This is a genomic window from Micromonospora sp. NBC_00389 (assembly GCF_036059255.1).
Classification (GTDB): Bacteria; Actinomycetota; Actinomycetes; order Mycobacteriales; family Micromonosporaceae; genus Micromonospora.
On the sequence record NZ_CP107947.1, the window covers coordinates 2,827,217 to 2,845,131 of the forward strand.

Genomic DNA, 17,915 nt, shown 5'->3' on the forward strand with positions numbered 1-17,915 from the left:
GAGCGCGCAGCCGCGGGTCGTGGGCTGCGCGTAGTCTGTGCCGGTGGCTGATCTCCTCGTCTGGATCGACTGTGAAATGACCGGGTTGGACCTTGGCAGCGACAAGCTGATCGAGGTCGCGGCACTGGTCACCGATCCCGACCTCAACGTGCTGGGTGACGGCGTCGACGTGGTGATCCACGCCGATGAGGCCGCGCTGGACGCGATGCCGGAGATCGTCCGGACGATGCACGCCAAGTCCGGCCTCACCGAGGAGGTGCGCCGCTCGCCGGTGACCCTGGCCGAGGCCGAGGACCAGGTGCTGGAGTACGTCAGCAGCTTCGTCAAGGATCCGCGTACCGCGCCGCTGTGCGGCAACTCGATCGCCACCGACCGGGGCTTCATCGCCCGGGACATGCCCCGCCTCGACGCCCACTTGCACTACCGCATGATCGACGTCTCGTCGATCAAGGAGCTGTGCCGCCGCTGGTACCCCCGGGTGTACTTCGGCCAGCCGCAGAAGGGCCTGGCGCACCGGGCGCTGGCCGACATCCGGGAGAGCATCCGGGAGTTGGAGTACTACCGCCGGACGATCTTCGTGCCGCTGCCCGGCCCGGACGTGGAGACCGCCAAGGGGATCGCCGCGGAGCTCTGACCCGCGCGCTCGACCCCGCGCATGGCCGACACGGTGGTCGCCGACTGCCGTCGGGGGAGCCGGGAACCCGCTGGACGCGGTCCGCCATGGTGTGGCTATTATTGGTCCGCACCCCGCCCGGGGCGATCTACCGGGCGACGGCGGCGTGGTGGCTGTAGCTCAGTTGGCAGAGCACCGGGTTGTGGTCCCGGTTGTCGTGGGTTCAATTCCCATCAGTCACCCCATACGAAAGCCCCCCTCCTTCGAGGGGGGCTTTCGTCGTTTTGGCTGCTCAGGCGGTCGGCGTCGGGGTGGGGGCGCTCCCGTCCGTGGCGCCCGGGGTGGCCGAGGTGTCGGGATCGGCCGGCGGCTCGTACGGCAGGGCACTGCCCTTGACGTACTCGTCCCAGCTCATGTTCCAGTCGGTCCAGCCGTTGCCGTTCTGGAGCTTGCGCTCGGTGCCCTTGACCGTGATCGGGTCGCCGATCTGGGTGTTCTTGAACAGCCAGTCACCGTTGGCCATCGACACGTTCACGCAGCCGTGCGACACGTTCACCCTGCCCTGCTGTCCCTCGGACCAGGGGGCCGCGTGGATGAACTCCCCGCCCCAGGTGAGCCGCTGGGCAAAGTCGATCTTGGTGCGGTAGCCCTCCTCGGGGCCCAACTCCTCCATGGTGTCGAAGACCGTCTTGCGCAGCTTCTCAATCACGACCATGGTCCCGCTGGACGACGGGGTGGCCTTCTTGCCGAGGCTGACCGGAATGGTCTTGATCACGGAGCCGTTCCGGGTCACCGTCATGCGCTTGGTCTTGTTGTCGACCGTCATGACCACCGATGCGCCGATCTTGATGTCCACGCTGAGGTCGGCCCGGCCGTACCAGTTGTCACCCAGCGGCAGGCCGCCGGCCTGCACCCGGTAGGAGACCTTGCTGTCGGCCTTCCAGAACTCCTTCGGCCGGTACCGGATCTCGGTGGGGCTGACCCAGTGCCAGATGCCCTCCTGGGCCGGCGTCGAGGTCACCGTCATCCGGCGCTGCACGTCGTCGCGGTAGTCCTCCGGGATGCCCCGACTGAACTTCACGATCAGCGGCATCCCGACCCCGACCACCTGGTTGTCGCCGAGGAAGCTGCTCACCCGCACCTGGTTGGCCGGCTTGGCCATCGTGGTGAAGGTGCTGGTGGCGGTCGCCGGACGGCCGTCGTCGCCGGTGGCGGTCACCGTGGCCGTGTAGCTCGTGCCGTACGCCAGCGCTCCGGCCGGAAGCCAGGTCTTACCGTCCGCAGCGAGGGTGCCCTCGACCGCCTTGCCGGCCGCGTCCTTGAGCTCGACGGCGGTCTCCACGGCGTCCTTCGTGCTGAAGGTGATGCCGGTGGAGGCCGGCACGTCCTTGGCGTCGGTCGCCGGTTCGCTGATGGTCGCCGCCGCCTTCGGCGCTGGGTTCTCGCCGCCACCCTGCCACGAGGACGGCTTGTCGCCGCTGCCATCGGTGCAGGCGGAGGTCAAGGCCAGCGCCACGGCGAGAAGCCCTGCCGCGAACACGCGGCGTCGCCCACCGGGCCGGATCAGCTGGTCCTGGCTAGCTCGCATGATTCCCTCACAGTCGTGGTCCCGGACCCATCGTCTCCTACAGACGCGCCAGTACCGGCTCCGGTTGCCGAGGGTGAACCGGAACACGCCGACGATGATGCCGGAATCTTGCTAGAATCCGGCGATTCGTGAGCCTGACTCGTCTCCGTACCGGGACTGAGGGGTCGCCGCTGGCGCCGTCGCGTCGCGGGCAGTGCAAGGGTACGCGCCGACCCGCCCCATCGCACGGGCCGGCGCGGGACGCCGGATGGCTCAGAGTGCCGGGCCGGACCCGCCCGAGGGCACCGGCAACGCGCTGCCCTTGACGAACTGCGACCAGCTCAGGCTCCACGCCGTCCAACCGTTGCCGGCGGCGAGCTTGCGCTCGGTGCCCTTCACCGTGATCGGGTCACCGATCCGGGTCTTCTCGAACAACCACCGGGCGTTCGCCATCGACACGTTCACGCAGCCGTGCGACACGTTCTGCCGCCCCTGCACGTGCTCCGACCAGGGCGCGGCGTGGATGTACTCGCCACCCCAGGTGAGCCGCTGGGCGAAATCGATTTCGGTGACGTAGCGGTTGGTCGGGTCCGGATCGTCGCGGGTGTCGAAGACCGTGGACTCCTTCTTCTCCATCACCACCATGGTGCCGCTGGAGGACGGGGTGCTCTTCTTGCCCAGACTCACCGGCACGGTGCGGATCAGCGCGCCGTTCTCGTACACCGTCATCTTCTTGGTGGCGTTGTCGACCTTCATCACGAACGACCGGCCGATCTTGGCGGTGGCCTTGCGGTCGACGTCGCCGTACCTGCCGTTGCTGAGCGGCACCCCGGCCAGCGCGATCCGTACAGTGATGGTGGTGCCCGGCTGCCAGTACTCCGGCGCCCGGTAGTAGGCCTGCGTGCCGTTGTCGACCCAGTGCCAAGCCCCCGGCTGCGGCGGGTCGGTACGGACGAACATCCGCTTCTGCACCGCCGCCCGGTCCTTCTTCGGGATACCCGGGTGGAACTCGGTGACCACCGGCATGGCCACCCCGTAGCTCTTGTCGTCGAAGAGGTACAGGCCGGACCCGACGGTCGACTTCGGCTTGGCCATCGTGGTGAAGTTGCTGGTGCCCTGACTGCTCGTGCCGTCGGGCGCAGACGCGGTGACCGTGGCCGTGTAGCGGGTGCCGTACTTCAGTGGAGCGGACGGCACCCAGGAGGAGCCATCGGTCCGCAACTTGCCCTCCACCGCGCCGCCACCCGCAGCGGTCAGGGTGACCGCGGAGACCTTCCCGCCGTCCGGGAGCTTCGCGCTGATCTCCGTGCTCACCGGCTTGTTCTTCGTGCCGTCGGCCGGATTCAGCGCCAGCGGGGGGCCGCTCGGCGCAGCCGGCGCCGCTGGCTGGGCCGTGCCGGGGTCGGCGCTCGCGCTCGGCTCGGCCCCACCCACGAATTCCGGCTTCTTCTGCTCGTCGCCGCACCCGGTCAGTGCCAGCGACGCCGCCAGGGTCAGAGCGCCCACCACCGCCCCGGCTCGCGTGAACCGTGCCATCCCCACCTCTGTTCTCGCGTACCTGGCGGACATCGTGCCGTATCACCGCCTTGGCCGACGGTCCCGTCTCTGCCGCGCGGGTCGGTTTGGGACCTTTTGCCGGCTAAGCTCGACCGAAGGGGGGACATGGGCAACCGGATTGGAGCCCGGTTCAGCGGGGTGCTAATCTTCTCTCCGTTGCCGACGAGCGCCGCTAGCTCAACTGGCAGAGCAGCGGACTCTTAATCCGCGGGTTCGGGGTTCGAGTCCCTGGCGGCGCACCAGCAATCATCTGGGCATTCACCCCTCATGGGTGGGTGCCCAGATGTCGTTTCCGGGTGAGTCATTAGCAACGGCGACAGCAGCCGTGTCACTCGTCAGCGTCATCACCTGCCTCTGCTTCCGGCTCGCTGAGCGCCGCATCCATGTGGCTTGCGGCCTCCTGCTGCATCGCCGGCATGACGTGTCCGTAGATGTTCATGGTCACCGCGATCTGCGAGTGGCCGAGGATGTCCATGACCACCCGTGGCGACACGCCTGCGGCCAGCAGCAGGGTCGCGCAGTTGTGCCGCATGTCGTGGAACCGGATCGGCCGAACACCGGCTCGCGCGATCAAGCGGCCGAAGGCAGTGTTCAGGTTGCGTGGTTCGACGTGGCGACCGGTGGCGGTGGTGAAGACAAGCCCCGACTCTTGCCACTGCCCGTTGGCGAGTCTGCGCTCATGCTCCTGCGCGTTGCGGTGTCGCTTGAGCGCCTGGTGCACGACGGCCGGCATCGTCAGCACCCGCCGGGAGCGGCGCGACTTGGGCGGGCCGAACACCACACCGTCGCCGCGAACCCGCTGCAATGTCTGCCACACCCGTAACTGTCCGGCGTCCAGGTCGACATCCGACCACCGCAGTCCGAGCAGTTCACCACGTCGCAGACCAAGAGCCAACGCGACGACGAACAGGGCATGCAGCCGGTGTGCCCTTGCTGCCGTCAGGAAGGCGCGGGCTTCGGTCTCGGTCCAGGGGTGGATTTCCTCCCGATCAGGAGTGGGCGCCTGCACCAACCGGGCGACGTTGCGGGCAAGCAACTCCTCGCGTACGGCCTGACTGAGCATCGCTCGCAGCACCGCATGAACCTGCTGAACGGTTCGTGGCGACACCTGACCACTTGACCTCCGTAGGAGCATCGGGATGGCGCGGGCGTCATCTGGTGCCTGAGGCTGCGTTACCCGACCTTGGAGACGATCTCTACAAGGTTGCCGTCCGGGTCGCGCAGCAGGGCGTTGCGGTTGTTGTTGCCGGCATCGTGTGGCGGTTGGATCGCAGGGACGCCAGCGGCAACCAGCTTCTCGAAGGCCGCGTTGACGTCTCGTGTCCACACCACCAGGACCATGGCAGGTCTGCCCGGTTCCGCCTCCACCCCGTGGACCCTCTTGGCAGCCTCGACCGTGCCGAGTCCGACGGTGAATCCGCCGAGCCGAAGCTCGATGTGCTCCGGGACTCCCTCGGTGGGAGTCCGGAACGTCTCCGTGAACCCGAGCAGATCGCGGTAGAAGCGGATCCCCGCTTCGATGTCGTGCGTGTAGAGATTGACGAATGCTGTCTCGAACATACGTGCCACCATAGGAGTTCGCGGTGGTCTGCGCTGTCCTGCAAGGCGGAGCGCGCCGAAGCCGACTTGGTCTCCCCGAGTTCCCGGGGACCTGTGAGAGAGGTGCAGCCGGCGGGGAAGCCAGGCCGTCGCCAGGCCGCCGCCTAGCCGTCGGCCGTCAACCAACGGTGACGAACGACGACCATGGGCGACGACGTCTGCCCAGGTCACAATGGGTGGATGGGCTACTGGCCGGCCGAAATTACCGAGGCTTACCTGTAGTTGGTGAACCGGTGAGGCGAGCCCGCTTGCCATGGGTGAAGGTAGACCGAGACGGCGGCCGACGGAGCTTGACATCCATAGGAGCACTGGGATGGCAACAGCACGTGGTGGGTTTGATTGCTTGGACGGTCTGCGCCCGTGAGATTGCGAAAGGTTATCCCACCGACTTTCGTCCCTTTAGGATCTAGGATCTAGGATCCCTCGGGCATCGACGCGGCGGATCGTTTGTGTCGGTGTCCGACGGAACAGCCGCCACTAGGCAAAGAGATCCTCCAGGACCTGGGCAACGCCGTCCTCGTCATTGCCGGCTGTGTGGTTGGCTGTCGCCGCGAGCACCGAGCCGTGTGCGTTTGCGACGGCATATGAGGTGCCCGCCCATGCGAGCATGGGTAGGTCGTTGGGAGCGTCGCCGAAGGCGATCACCTCAGCTGGATCGACCTCCCAGTCCTGGCAGAGCGTGGCCAGGGCCGCGGCCTTGGATACGCCTGGCGCGGCGATCTCCAGCGGCGCGCGTTCGGCAGACCATGTGCATTCAACGAACTGACCGAGACTGGGACGCAGCCGCGTCCAGGCAGCATCCGGGTCCTGATCGGGTAGCCAGACCATGATCTTGACCAACTGGTCGGCAACGAGTTCCGAGAGCGCCGCTACGGGCACCCGTTCGTTGTCCAGCGTCGGGCGGTAGCGGTAGCCGGGTTCGAAGAGCACCTGGTAACCGGTCTCCACGGCAAATCCCGCCTCCGGCACCAGACGCGAGACATCCGCCACCACCCGCTGCGTCACGTCCTGACGCAGCGGGTGAGTGATCAGAACCTTGTGGCTGCCGACCTCGTACCGCACCGCCCCGTTACCACAGATTGCCATGTCGATGAGACTCTCGGACCCGAAGAGATCCTCGATGACGCGGGCCGGGCGGGCAGTTGCCGCCACCACACGCGCGCCAGCCGCTCGCGTGATTCGCAGTGCCTTGCGGGTGCGGTCAGACAGCGTCGAGTCGCTGCGGAGGAGGGTGCCGTCGAGATCCGTGGCGATGACGCGAGGAGTGACCATGGAGCCATCTCACCACAGTTGCAAAGCACGGCATGGCTACGGCAAACGTAGCTGGGAGGACCTGCAAAAGGCCGTACCGGAACGGACTGCAGCCACCAGTGGGCGCAAGATCAAGCAGCCAACCGAGCAGCCAAAGCTACGAACGGCGAGGGACGTCGGCGGACGACATCGCCAGGTCGGCGAAGACCAGGACCACGACCACCGCTAGGCCGCGACCAACTCGTATTGCGCGGGCCAGGGCGAGGCCTGGCGCGACGACGCTGCATCGTTGGGCGTCACGTGCTCGCGGCCGTGGCTGTTAGTCCGCCTCCGGCGTGGGCGGCAGATGCTGGTAGACCTGGGTGTCATCGATCCTGTGAGCGAGGACGTAGACGTGTTCAACCGCGGGCGCCGTGACATCGCTCGCTCCGACGTAGCAGCCCGTCTGTGGCATTCTGACCACCGCTGGCAGGCTGACGTCGGCGGCGACTTCCACCGGCATCAGTCTTCCGTCGACCGGTCCACCCAGAAACCATGCCGCTACTGCCGCCACTGCTTGGTCGCTTGTTCGTTCCTCCGCCTGCCCGGTACCGGCTAATCGACCAGAGGTAGCCAGTGAGCCTGTCCGCGCAACGGTGTGAGTACGTCGGGTAGCTCGTCGATCGGCTACGACTACCCGCACGAGGGCATCCGGGTCCTCGCCGCCCACGCGCCGCGGCTGGAATCGGTGCTGCTGGCGGCGAAAGTGGCCGGCTACGCCAACGTGAACATCGACGGGACCCTGGTCGAGACTGACCGGTGCCGCACACACCTGGGCCGACACCGGGGGTGGACCTGTGGTGGTCCGGCAAGCACGACAACCATGGTGGCAACGTGCAGGTCGTGACCGCTCCGGACGGGTGGCCGCTGTGGACCTCGGCGGTACGGCCCGGCCGGAGAAACGACACGACCGCCCTGCGTGAACACGACATCCTGCCGCTGCTGGCCACCTGGACCAACGACGACCAGCGGGTGCTCGGCGACCTCGGCTACGAAGGCGAAGCCGACACGATCACGATCGCGTTCAAGAAGCCGAAGAACGGCGCCTTGCACCGACGTGCAGCAGCAGTTCAACAGAGCCCACAACGGTGTCCGCGCCATCGGCGAACGCGGAAACGCCCCGCTCAAGACCACCTTCAAAGCATTGCGCAACGTCAGCTTGTGCCCTTGGAGCATCGGCAGAATCACCGCGGCAGCCCTCGTACTCCTGCGCTTCGGCCACAACCGCACAACCTGATCACCCAACGCCACGACCGGTTACGCGGAAAGGCTCACTGGGTTGAGGCCTAGTCCTCACTCGCGTGACCTGGGTCGTCGATCGTTGGCTGTGCGCGAGATGCGCGCCGGGCGGAGGCCCGCCGAGAGGGTGTAGCAGCGGATTAGTCAGCCGCCTGGGGTTCCGCTATCCGTGTCGGAGGCCCTGACCGGCGTGGTACGACTGCGTCAATAGTGGCGCGAGGCGGACGGAAACGGGCGGAAGATGACGGTCGGTGGCTTGCGCGGTCTGTTCCGTGGCCGCGAGGGGGAGCTCCTACTCGACCTGGTTTATGTCTTCGCGCTCACCGGGATCTCGGAGCGGCTGATCCTGGACTTCACCACACAGCGGCGGGTCGTTCTGCCAGAACTCGGTCAGACGGCGTTGTTGCTGCTGGCCCTCTGGTATACCTGGGTCCGCGCGGCGGTCCTGACCAGTGCCTACGATCCGCGAAAACGGGCGATCCGGCTCGCACTCGTCTTGGTCATGTTCGGCAGCATGATCATGGCGGTTACGCTGCCCTTTGCGTTCGGCGATCGAGGCGTGGTCTTCGCGGTCACCTACGTCGCCATCCAACTCGGCAAGCCCCTCGTCCTCCTGCTCGGCCGGTACGACCTTGAACGGCACAGCTGCGCGCGGATACTTTGCTGGGCGGCGGTATCCGCCGTACCCTGGATCGCCGGGGCGGTTCTCTTCCCGCAGAGTCCCGCGCGCGGGGTCCTGTGGACGCTGGCGTTGGCGCTGGACTACACGGGACTCGTCCTCGGCTGGCCCGTTCCGCGACTTGGCCGCACCCGTATCGAAGACTGGAGGCTCGCCGGCGAGCACATCGCCGAGCGTTATCAGCAGTTCATCGTCATCGCGCTCGGCGAGACGATCCTGCTCACGGGACTGACGTTCGCCGACGAGTTCACCCCTGATCGGGTGGTGCCGAGCGTCGTGGCGTTCGCCACCACGATGCTGATGTGGCGAATCTACTTTCACCGCGCTGGGGCGGTGTTGCCCGCCGCCATCGAGGCCATCCCCCGCCCAGCCCGCCTCGGTCGGTCTGCGTTCCACACCCACCTGGTCATCGTGACCGGCATCCTTGCCACCGGCGTCGGCCACGCACTGGTCATCCACCATCCGGTCGGAAACGAGGATCCGCTGTGGCTAGCGGTCATCCTGGGTGGGCCTGCGCTGTTCCTGGCCGGGCGGTCCGGCCTCGAGTACGAGGTGTTCGCCCGGGTGTCCCCGTCCCGGCCCATCGGACTTCTCGCGCTTGCCGCTTTGGCGCCGGTGATGGTCCGCCTGCCGCCGCTGATCGCCACCAGCACCGCAGCCACCGTGCTGGCCGGTGTCGCGGCGTGGGACACGATACGCGAGCGGGAACACCCAGGTGAGGAACCCTCGCCGCCCGGGTCAACCCGACAGCAACGCTGACAACAACCGAGGCAGGCGATCTCGGATCGCATCCGACACTGGCTCCCACCACGGCCGAGGTCACGCTCGTCGGACCGTGACTATGGATTTGCCTCTTAATCCGCGGGTTCGGGGTTCGAGTCCCTGGCGGCGCACCAGCAATCAAGGCTCTGGCCTGGTGGTTCTCCACCTGGCCAGACCCTTTTCGTGTCCGTGGCGAAGGCAGGGTGCTCAGTGGGTGGTCGGGAGCAGTGAGACCGTTCCGGCGGTCGGTGGACGTGGCGTCATGGACACGCGCTCGGGCCTGACGGCGGCGGCGAGCGGTGCTGGCCCGGGTGGAGCTCCGGCTTGCGACGATTCGGGGTCGGAAGTGTTGCTGTCAGTGACGGTCGCTCCAACGCGGCGGTGCGTTTCGCCGAGCCGGTGAGGCACGTGTCAGTCGCCTTTGGGTGATCGGTTCCGGGCCGCGAGCCGGTTCCTGAAGATCAACTAATGGTGGTCAGGTTTGGTTGCATCGCCTCTTATGTCCTCAGCTCTTCGGCTGATTCACTGAACAGTGATCTCCATAATTGGCCCCGAAACCCCGATTTGAGCACGCGAGTGCTCGCACGGCCTGCCGGCGCTTCGCCCAGCGACCCGCCGAAGGTGTTGTCTCCGGTCGCGGTCGTCCCGACGCCACAGTCTTCAGGTCGGCCCAGTGACCACGCTCCGTGACAGCTCGGAAAACCGGGTGTCGAATTGCCGGTGTCCGGAGGGATCATCGGGAGATGGATGACCAGCTGGCCGTGCGGCGGTTGTCGCCGCGGCGGTGGCGGGTCCTGTCGTTCCTGGCGCAGCATGGTTTGGCGTCGACGCTGGACGTGGCCCTGGTTTGTGCCGTGTCGCGGCTGACGGCTCACCGGGACCTGGTCTGGCTACGTGAGGCGGGGCTGGTACGCCGCGGGCGCTCGGCGGAGGATTGTACCCATACCTGGTGGTACGAGGTCACGGCCGAGGGGACGGAGGTGCTCCGCCGCGACCTGACGGCGTCGGGGCGGCCGGTACCGCTGCAGCTAGGCCAGCGGCCTCCGGGCGCGGCCGGACTGGCGCCGAGTACGCCTCAAGGCGACACTTCCCGCCGCGGACGGCCGCACGGCCCAGAACAGAGCTGCGCGTCCCTACCCCTGGTAAGGACGCACAGGCTCGTTGTGGCCAACCCCCGCAAGACCTGGCGGCGATCCTCATCCAAGGATGTCCGCTCCACCGGCCCCCACGGCGGCCGCTGGCGGTTCAGTCGTCGGTCGGGGGTGGTGCCAGTTCGGCGTGCCGCACGACGTAGTCGCCGGCGGTGACCGGGGCGAAGGGCACCGGCGCCATGCAGGTGCCGACCGTGCCCTCGCGCCACTGGCCGTCGGGCCCCTGGTCGGCGTTGACCACCGCCCACGAGAAGCCGACCCGGTCACCGCCAGGAGCGTCGTTCACGCTGAATCCGAGCCGGCGGCCGACCAGGTCGGCCGCCAGCGGGTCGGCCTCGGTGACCACGGCGGTGAGCGTCGCGGTCCGTGCGGCAGTGACCAGGCAGTCGACGCGGGCCGCGAAGCGGACGGTGACGCCGTTCGCCGCGAGCCGGTGGGCGACGCGGACCGTGCCGGTCGCGTCGGTGGGCAGGCCGTGGGGCGCGCCGGGCATCGGTCGGGTGTACGGGGTGGCGTGCGCGTCGAAGGTGAAGCTGCGTACGTCGCGGTCGGGCGCGAACGTCAAGCGAACCTCGCCCGCCCCTCCCACGCCGGCCGTCCTCGGCTTGTGCGTTGTGGCGCTGGCGCCCGGCACGGCGACCAGCGCCACGGCGACCACGACCGCCGCCGCGCCCAGTCCCCGAAACGTCTTCTTCATGGGTCCTCCCTCGTGGCGACCGGTCGTCGCCGTCGAGATCCACGCTGCCGGCAAGCGACACCCGCGACCTCCCCTGGTGGCGCGAGTCGACTCCACCCTGAGAGGGAGCTAGGAGCGCGGCGAGCTCAAGTGCATAGGCGGTCATGCGTGCGCGCTGGCCGTCGAGGGCTCTGGCGATCGCGCGAATGACAGGCGTTCCAGGTCGCGGTGCTGGTCGCTTCCACGCCACACGCCATGTCTGGGGTCTGCGCTACCGTCGCCGCCATGCCGCTGATCACAATCGCCGATGAAGCGACCGGAGCGCCGAGCGGGCCCGAGTGGATCATGGAGATCTTCAAGGAAGAGGTACGACTCGACGAGCTGATTCGCCGGCGGGTGTTTCTGGAGGTCGCCGAGTCCGGCGCACGCGTTGATCCGGAGAAGCGGACCCGGGCGACGCTCGAGGCGTTCGGCCGCAACGGTTTCGTGGTGCTGGTCGACGACCGTCAGGTGACGAGCCTGGACGACAAGGTCCACCTGCACGTGGGGTCCCGGGTCACGTTCCTCAAGCTCGTCCCGCTGGTGGGTGGCTGATGGGCACGTTCGACCCGGATCAGGCGCTGCGCCTGGTGGTCAACCGCGTCAAGGAGTGGTACGAGCGGCTTGACGGCTTCACCCTCAACCGAAGTGATCAGCGGGAGTTCGTCAATCAGGTGGCCACGGTGTGTGGCTGGGCGCCGGCCGACGCGGGTCGGGTGCTGCTCGCCGCGCTGAACGACCCGGACGGACCGTACGGTCTTCTTCCCGCGCAGCTCGAACTCCTTCCGGAGGCCACGCGACAGGCCGAGCTGCTCGGCTCGGCCGTGGCGGCGCTGGAGGACGCCGAGGCGGATCACGATCGGCGGGTCGCCGCGGCGATGACGGTGATCGGAAGCCTGCCGCGCCGCCACAACATCACGAAGGACAACCCGTGGGGGGCCGCCTGCCACGAAATGTGGGCCCGGACGGAGCAACTCCTGGCCGCGCAGCCGGCGGACGTGCGGCAGACACTGTTCGACGCATTGACGGTGCCCGAGCAGGACAGCGACGGGCGGACCACGCTGATCCGCCGTCTGCTCTCGGCCGGTGGGCTGGACGGTTCCGGATGGCTGGATCGGCTGGGCGGTCACGCCCGACTGGGATTCAACGACTGGAGCTACAGGCTCCTCAAGTGGACCTGGGAATCGATCGAGACGGAGTACCTCGCCGGACGTACGCACCCGGCGGCGCTGGCAACCTGGCGCCGGACGCGAATCGAGCACTTCGTTCGCGACGTGGGCGACGCGGACGAGACGCTGTGGCCCATTCCCAACGTCGGTGAACCGTGGGCCGACCGCGCCATCGCGGACATCGAGGCGATGCCCGAGGAACGCCGGCCCGCCTGGCGCGCGTTGCTCGCCCACTGCCTGCTCGGCGCGGAGAAGGCGAGGCCGACGGCCGCCTGGCAAAAGAGCGCCCGGCTCCTGCTCGACGCGGTCGGCGGCGACGAGTTCACCGCCCGGCTCGACGACTGGCTCCCGCTGGTGGGTCTGGCACGTAGCCTGCCACTGCGCATGACCACGTGTTGTAGGGGTCACTTCGCCGACGTACCGCCGCGGATGCTCGACCGTCACAACGTCGGGCTGCTGTGGGGCCTGATCTGGATGCGGGCGATCTGCCCGCCGTCGGAGGACACCCTGCGCAGCCTCGGCCAGATCGCGGAACGGGCCACCCGCAAGATACCCGGGCATGGTCCGGCGAGCCCGAAACTGGCGAACGTCGCGGTCGGCGCGCTCATCGACGCCGATCATCCCGCAGCCCTCGCGCAACTGGCTCGGCTGGCGTCGCGGCTGACCTACAAGAGCACGCTGCGCATCGTCGAAAAGGGCCTGACCAAGCACGCCGAGGCGCTCGGCATCGGCCGTGAGGACGTCGAGGAGATGGCGCTGCCCGGCTTCGGGCTGCCGCTCGCTGACAAGCTGGGTGACTGCTCGTACGAGGTTGAGGTTCGCGGCACCGACGCCGTAGTGGTGTGGCGCAATGCGGACGGCAAGGTGGTCAAGGCCCCTCCGGCGCAGGTGCGCAAGGACCACGGCGAGGAGGTGAAGGAGCTGAAGGCGACCGTCACGGACATCGGCGCCACGCTGATCGGCACCCGTGACCGCCTGGAAGGGCTGCTGCGGCGCGACCGCACGTGGACCGCCGAGCAGTGGCGCGAGCGATTCCTGGATCACCCACTGGCCGGGACCCTGGCCCGGCGGCTGATCTGGACCGTCGACGGCGTCGCCTGCTGCTGGGGCGGTGATGCCCTGCGGACCGTGGAGGACGCGGTGCTCGAGCCCGCCGACGGCGCCACGGTCCGGCTCTGGCACCCGGTCGACGACCCGGCCGCGGTCGGTTCCTGGCGGGACTTCCTGGCCCGGCACGCGATCACCCAGCCGTTCAAGCAGGCACACCGGGAGCAGTACCTGCTGACCGACGCGGAGCGGGCCACCGGTACGTATTCCAACCGGTTCGCCGCGCACATCGTGCGCCAGCACCGCCTCAACGCGCTCCTGTCCCGGCGCGGCTGGTTGCACGTGCGACACCGCAACGACGGCGCCTCCTACGGCATGCCCTGGCTGGCCCTGCCCGACTGGGAGCTACGTGCCGAGCTGGGCATCGCCGGGATCGAGGATCGGGGCGACGACCTGACGTTCGACACGATGGCGACCGATCAGCTGCGGATCACCCGGGAAGACAGCACGCCAATGCCGCTGGAGCAGGTCCCGGCGGTCGTGCTGAGCGAGGTGATGCGCGACGTCGACCTGTTCGTGGCCGCCGCCGGGGTGGGCAACGACCCGAACTGGTACGACGGTGGCCCTCTGGGCCGGTATCGCGACTACTGGGCGCGGAACAGCTTCGGGGACCTCACCCCGCGCGGCGAGACGCGCCGGGAGGTGCTGGCCGAGCTGATCCCTCGGCTGGCGATCGCCGACCGCTGCACCGTCACCGACAAGTTCCTTGAGGTGCGCGGTGATCTGCACACGTATCGCATCCACTGCGGTACGGGCAACATCCTGATCGCCCCGGACGGCCGCTACCTGTGCATCATCCCGGACTCGGCGAAGGCGAAGGAGCCGGAGATGTTCCTGCCCTTCGAAGGCGACAGCCGGCTCGCCGAGATCATCAGTAAGGCGCTGCTACTGGCGGCCGACAAGAAGATCAAGGACCCGGTGATTTTGCACCAGCTGTGAGGCGCTCGGCCTCGCGTACGTCGCCATGTCGAGTCGAGGAGGCCGCGACGTCGGGTCGCGACCTCCTCCAGTGGCCTGGTCGGTCAGTTGGCCGTGGCCGATCCTGCGTTCAGCAACGCCGGATCCACATCGGGGACGGCGAGCCTGGGGTTCCACCCTGCCGCCACGACACGCATGACGAATCCTGCGGCCTCCTCCAACTGACGTGCACTAGCGAGCCCACCAACCACGGCAGTCCGCGCACCAAGATCCTCAGTCAGCCTGCCGGCGCGTTCAAGCGCCTCGGGCTGATCGCCGCAGATCGCCACGACCGGCGCCGAGTCGCGCGGTCCTGCGTAGGGCCAAGACGCTCCAGCGAACAAGTGGAATGCTTTGACCACGTGAGCGCCCGGCGCAACGCGAGCGACAAGCTCTCCTGCCGAGCCCGACGTCGGCTTCAGCTGCCCGGTGGCGTAGTCGACAGCGTTGGTGCAGTCGATCACCGTAACCCCGCTCAGTGAGCCGTCAGCACCACCGACGAGGGAGAGCGCCTCCTCCAGGCCCTCCCACGCGACCGCGACCACGACCACCTCGACCTGTGCTGCGAAGTCGGCGGGACCGACAGCCTGGGCTGCGCCGCCGATCTGGCCAGCAGCCCGACTGGCGTTTTCCGGGTTGCGCCCTGTTACCACGACCAGATGGCCAGCTCCCGCCCACACTCGGCCAAGCGCTATAGCGAGGTTGCCCGTTCCCAGGATTCCTACGTTCACCGCGATCTCCTTCATCTGTGGGACGACGTGGGGAACGTTAGGAGGCCGCTTCCTACCGTTTGGTGGGAGAGATCCTGCGAAACTGGAACGATGATCGACGGCACCTGCCAGACGTTTGTCTCGGACTGTCATGTCCGCGCGGCAGTTGAACTCATCAACCACACGTGGGATCCGGTAGTCCTGTCAGCGCTGCGCGCCGGCCCAACGAGACGCAACGACCTGTTGGTACGCATCACAGGCATCAGCGACAAGGTCCTGACGCAGGCGTTGCACCGCCTTCGAGCGCGGGGACTGGTCGTCCGGCAGGGCAACGACGAGCGGCTGCCGGGAAGCCACGGCGTCGTCTATCAGCTGTCGCCTTTGGGCGGGTCGTTCGCCAACGGCCCACTCGCACAACTGGCCCAATGGGCCGCAGCGAACCAGGCAGACCTCATCGAGCCGTCAACAACGTCATGACCCGCAACACCTCTGACGAGTGTGGACCTTAATCCGCGGTTCGGGGGTCGAGTCCCTGGCGGCTCCTGCGGGACATTGGAGAACGTCGCACCCTCGCCCTAAGGTTCGCCCGTGATTCCGCGAAATTTGAAGATCCTCGATCAGGTACACGCCGAGGCGCTGAGCCGGGACATCCCAGCGGACGACGTGGAGCGGTGGCTGGGGCTCACCCGCCCGTGTGCGCTCCTGACCCAGGAGGGGGATGGGCCGGTCGTGGGCGTGGTCCGGGGTCCCGTGATGCTTCCCGCCGACGCCAAGGACCCCGATTATCCCCTCATCGCCACCATCGACTGCGCGGCCGTTCCGGCAGACGTAACGGATCTTCCGCTGCCGACCGACGGTCAGTTGCTGCTGTTCGGCTGGCCCGAAGAGCACGGCTGGGGCGAGGTGAGGTACGTGCCGGCAGGCGTGGCCGTCGAGGAGCGAGAGCAGTACCCGCCTGGCTTCCCTCCGGACGAGCCGGAGAATGCCGAGGTTTACGCGGAGCTCCCGCAGGGCGATCTGCACCTGACAGTCGATATCTCCCTGCCGTCCGTCCCGACGGTCCCAGGACCCCCGTGGTCCGCGCCGCAGCCTAGAAATCCCCAGTTCGAGGCACTGACCCGGGTGTGGCGGGACGTCCTGACCGACGTGCCGGACGGCATGTTCTCGTACGGGGGCACACAACGCCGCTGCTGATAGGCGGACACGGCACGGGCTGCAACGGCTTCAATCCGGCCTGGTTGGCCGCCGACTACGCGATGAAGGAGGAGCGACAGGGCTCCGTCCAGCCGGGGCCACCCAGCCCTGGTGACTGGGTTCTGCTGGCCGAGTTCCACGGCGGCAGGCAAGGAGGCGCGACCATCTACTGGACGATCCAACGTGACGACCTGATCGTCCAGCGCTTCGACCGTGCCCGCGTCTTCGTGTACTGGAATCCCTGAGGCCGGGCCAGCTCACTGAGCTGATCTCCACCGTGTGCTGGGCATTCGCCGTCGAGTCTGACGGTGGGTGCCCCGCACTGTTTCTTCACGCGGGCGTGGTCTCGCCGGATAGGTTCGCGTTCGGTGGGTAAGCGGCGCGCGTGCCCGGGAGCGAGGAGCCGGCAGCCGAATCCGACCCGGCACCACACGGGCGCGTTCGGGCTGCCCGAACGGTTGCCGGCCTGCGGGAGCGGGGGCAGCACGCGCTACACGCCCGCGCCTGGCGGTTACGCCTGTTCGGTCTGCTCGCCGTGCAGGCCGGCGTCGCGGCGACGATCGCCTGGTTCGTGGCGTACGAGTTCCTGGACAATGCCTCCCCGGTCGTCGCACCCACCACCGCGGTCGGCATCGTGGCCGCCGCGATGGGATCACGCCTGCGGCGCACCGTCGAGTTGCTGATCGGGGTCGTCCTCGGGCTCGCCGTCGGTGACACGCTCATGCCGCTGTTCGGCATCGGTCCCTGGCAGACCGGCGTGGTCGTCGTGCTGGCGATCATCGTCGCCGTACTGCTCAAGGGTGGTGGTTCCCTGCTCACCCAGGCCGGTGGTACCGCGGTGCTCATTGCCACCCTGGAGCCGCCCGTACGCGAACTGTCCATCCCCCGCTTCGTCGACGCCGCAGTCGGCGGGCTGGTCGGGCTGGCGGTCGGTCTGCTGTTGGTGCCCATCCACCCGCAGAAGACGGTGCTGCGGCTGGCCGAACCCGTCGTCGGCCCGGCGGCCGCCGCCATGCATAAGCTGGCTGCGGCCCTGCGCGCCCGCGATCTTGGCGAGGCCGAGCAGAGCCTGCGTGAGTTGCGGAATCTCGGCCCGCAGGTCAACGCGCTGAACGAGGGGCTCAGCGCCGCCCAGGAGGTGGTGCGCTTGGCGCCGCTGCGCTGGCGTGAGCGACAATCCCTGGCTTTCCACACGGAGTCCATCCGGCATCTTGAGCGCAGCCTGCACAGCTGCCGGTCCATGGCGAGACGACTCACGACGGCCCTCAAGGACGGTGAACCGATACCGGAGGAGTTCCCCGCGGCCATCGACCTACTGGCCGCCGCCGTGCTGACCCTGAGGTGGACGATCCAGGCCAGTGAGGAACCGCGGGAGGCGCGCGAGCAGATCCTGACGGCCGTCGAGCTGGCCGGACGGGCGCAGGGGGGTTCGTCAAGGGACAGCGGCGGCCCGCACGCCCACCGATTGCACTACTCGGGGTTGGTCGCCGTGGGGGAGATCCGGACAGCCGCGCACGATCTGCTCATCGCCAGCGGGCTGGACGCCCGCACAGCGGCCAGCATGGTGCGGCGGGCGGTGGGTTGGGAGGAGCAGGACTGAGTCAGC

17 protein-coding genes, 2 tRNA genes and 1 pseudogene are annotated in these 17,915 nt (G+C 68.1%); 12 read left to right on the forward strand and 8 right to left on the reverse strand.

All coding sequences use genetic code 11. The features are described 5' to 3' along the window. Positions 1–37 precede the first annotated feature (37 nt). Positions 38–634, forward strand: coding sequence for an oligoribonuclease (gene orn / locus OG470_RS13450; protein ID WP_328424199.1), 597 nt, complete (start codon positions 38–40; stop codon positions 632–634). Between the two features lie 148 nt (positions 635–782). Then, positions 783–858: transfer RNA gene (locus OG470_RS13455), tRNA-His, on the forward strand. Positions 859–905: 47 nt separating this feature from the next. On the opposite strand, the gene OG470_RS13460 is transcribed toward OG470_RS13455, so the two are convergent. Continuing rightward, positions 906–2,201, reverse strand: a complete 1,296-nt coding sequence (locus OG470_RS13460; protein WP_328424201.1) for a L,D-transpeptidase — start codon at positions 2,199–2,201, stop codon at positions 906–908. Between the two features lie 252 nt (positions 2,202–2,453). After that, positions 2,454–3,716 carry a L,D-transpeptidase gene (locus tag OG470_RS13465; RefSeq protein WP_328424203.1) on the reverse strand — a complete coding sequence of 421 codons (1,263 nt, stop codon included), beginning with the start codon at positions 3,714–3,716 and terminating at the stop codon, positions 2,454–2,456. Between the two features lie 187 nt (positions 3,717–3,903). Here OG470_RS13465 and OG470_RS13470 point away from each other — a divergent pair. After that, positions 3,904–3,979 (forward strand) — tRNA-Lys (locus tag OG470_RS13470). Positions 3,980–4,065: 86 nt separating this feature from the next. On the opposite strand, the gene OG470_RS13475 is transcribed toward OG470_RS13470, so the two are convergent. From OG470_RS13475 to OG470_RS13490, 4 genes are all read right to left on the reverse strand, one after another. After that, positions 4,066–4,812, reverse strand: a complete 747-nt coding sequence (locus OG470_RS13475; protein WP_328424205.1) for a site-specific integrase — start codon at positions 4,810–4,812, stop codon at positions 4,066–4,068. A gap of 98 nt (positions 4,813–4,910) precedes the next feature. Beyond that, positions 4,911–5,297, reverse strand: a complete 387-nt coding sequence (locus OG470_RS13480) for a VOC family protein (RefSeq protein WP_328424207.1) — start codon at positions 5,295–5,297, stop codon at positions 4,911–4,913. A gap of 516 nt (positions 5,298–5,813) precedes the next feature. Beyond that, positions 5,814–6,608, reverse strand: a complete 795-nt coding sequence (locus tag OG470_RS13485) for an HAD family hydrolase (RefSeq protein WP_328424209.1) — start codon at positions 6,606–6,608, stop codon at positions 5,814–5,816. A 298-nt stretch (positions 6,609–6,906) separates the two neighbouring features. Further along, complete coding sequence (locus OG470_RS13490; protein ID WP_328424211.1) at positions 6,907–7,089, reverse strand: hypothetical protein; 183 nt, start codon at positions 7,087–7,089, stop codon at positions 6,907–6,909. Positions 7,090–7,245: 156 nt separating this feature from the next. On the opposite strand from OG470_RS13490, the pseudogene OG470_RS13495 reads away from it, so the two are divergent. From OG470_RS13495 to OG470_RS13505, 3 genes and pseudogenes are all read left to right on the forward strand, one after another. Continuing rightward, positions 7,246–7,863 (forward strand): annotated as a pseudogene (locus tag OG470_RS13495) (HARBI1 family protein); the annotation flags it as partial. 243 nt (positions 7,864–8,106) lie between these two features. Further along, a complete protein-coding gene (locus OG470_RS13500) occupies positions 8,107–9,303 on the forward strand; it encodes a low temperature requirement protein A (protein WP_328424213.1) in 1,197 nt (398 codons plus the stop codon). A gap of 746 nt (positions 9,304–10,049) precedes the next feature. Continuing rightward, complete coding sequence (locus OG470_RS13505) at positions 10,050–10,613, forward strand: DeoR family transcriptional regulator (protein ID WP_328424215.1); 564 nt, start codon at positions 10,050–10,052, stop codon at positions 10,611–10,613. Here the strand turns inward: OG470_RS13505 and OG470_RS13510 are convergent. Beyond that, the gene (locus OG470_RS13510; RefSeq protein WP_328424217.1) at positions 10,552–11,154 is read right to left on the reverse strand and encodes a hypothetical protein; all 603 of its coding nucleotides are present in this window, start codon (positions 11,152–11,154) and stop codon (positions 10,552–10,554) included. The two genes, OG470_RS13505 and OG470_RS13510, sit on opposite strands and share 62 nt — an antisense overlap. Positions 11,155–11,418: 264 nt before the next feature. Here OG470_RS13510 and OG470_RS13515 point away from each other — a divergent pair, with 264 nt between their 5' ends. Next, a complete protein-coding gene (locus OG470_RS13515; RefSeq protein ID WP_328424219.1) occupies positions 11,419–11,727 on the forward strand; it encodes a hypothetical protein in 309 nt (102 codons plus the stop codon). After that, entirely contained in the window at positions 11,727–14,387 is a 2,661-nt protein-coding gene (locus OG470_RS13520) for a DUF4132 domain-containing protein (RefSeq protein ID WP_328424221.1), read from the forward strand. Before OG470_RS13515 ends, OG470_RS13520 begins: the two co-directional genes overlap by 1 nt. A gap of 83 nt (positions 14,388–14,470) precedes the next feature. Here OG470_RS13520 and OG470_RS13525 read toward each other — a convergent pair whose 3' ends face one another. Next, complete coding sequence (locus tag OG470_RS13525; RefSeq protein WP_328424223.1) at positions 14,471–15,151, reverse strand: NADPH-dependent F420 reductase; 681 nt, start codon at positions 15,149–15,151, stop codon at positions 14,471–14,473. Between the two features lie 75 nt (positions 15,152–15,226). Between OG470_RS13525 and OG470_RS13530 the strand changes: the two genes are divergently transcribed. From OG470_RS13530 to OG470_RS13545, 4 genes are all read left to right on the forward strand, one after another. Beyond that, entirely contained in the window at positions 15,227–15,592 is a 366-nt protein-coding gene (locus OG470_RS13530; protein WP_328424225.1) for a winged helix-turn-helix transcriptional regulator, read from the forward strand. Positions 15,593–15,703: 111 nt separating this feature from the next. After that, entirely contained in the window at positions 15,704–16,309 is a 606-nt protein-coding gene (locus OG470_RS13535) for a hypothetical protein (RefSeq protein WP_328424227.1), read from the forward strand. 62 nt (positions 16,310–16,371) lie between these two features. Next, the gene (locus OG470_RS13540) at positions 16,372–16,554 is read left to right on the forward strand and encodes a hypothetical protein (RefSeq protein ID WP_328424229.1); all 183 of its coding nucleotides are present in this window, start codon (positions 16,372–16,374) and stop codon (positions 16,552–16,554) included. Positions 16,555–16,694: 140 nt separating this feature from the next. Beyond that, positions 16,695–17,909: an FUSC family protein gene (locus tag OG470_RS13545; RefSeq protein WP_328424231.1), complete on the forward strand. Its 1,215-nt coding sequence runs from the start codon at positions 16,695–16,697 to the stop codon at positions 17,907–17,909. The last annotated feature ends 6 nt before the right edge of the window (positions 17,910–17,915 follow it).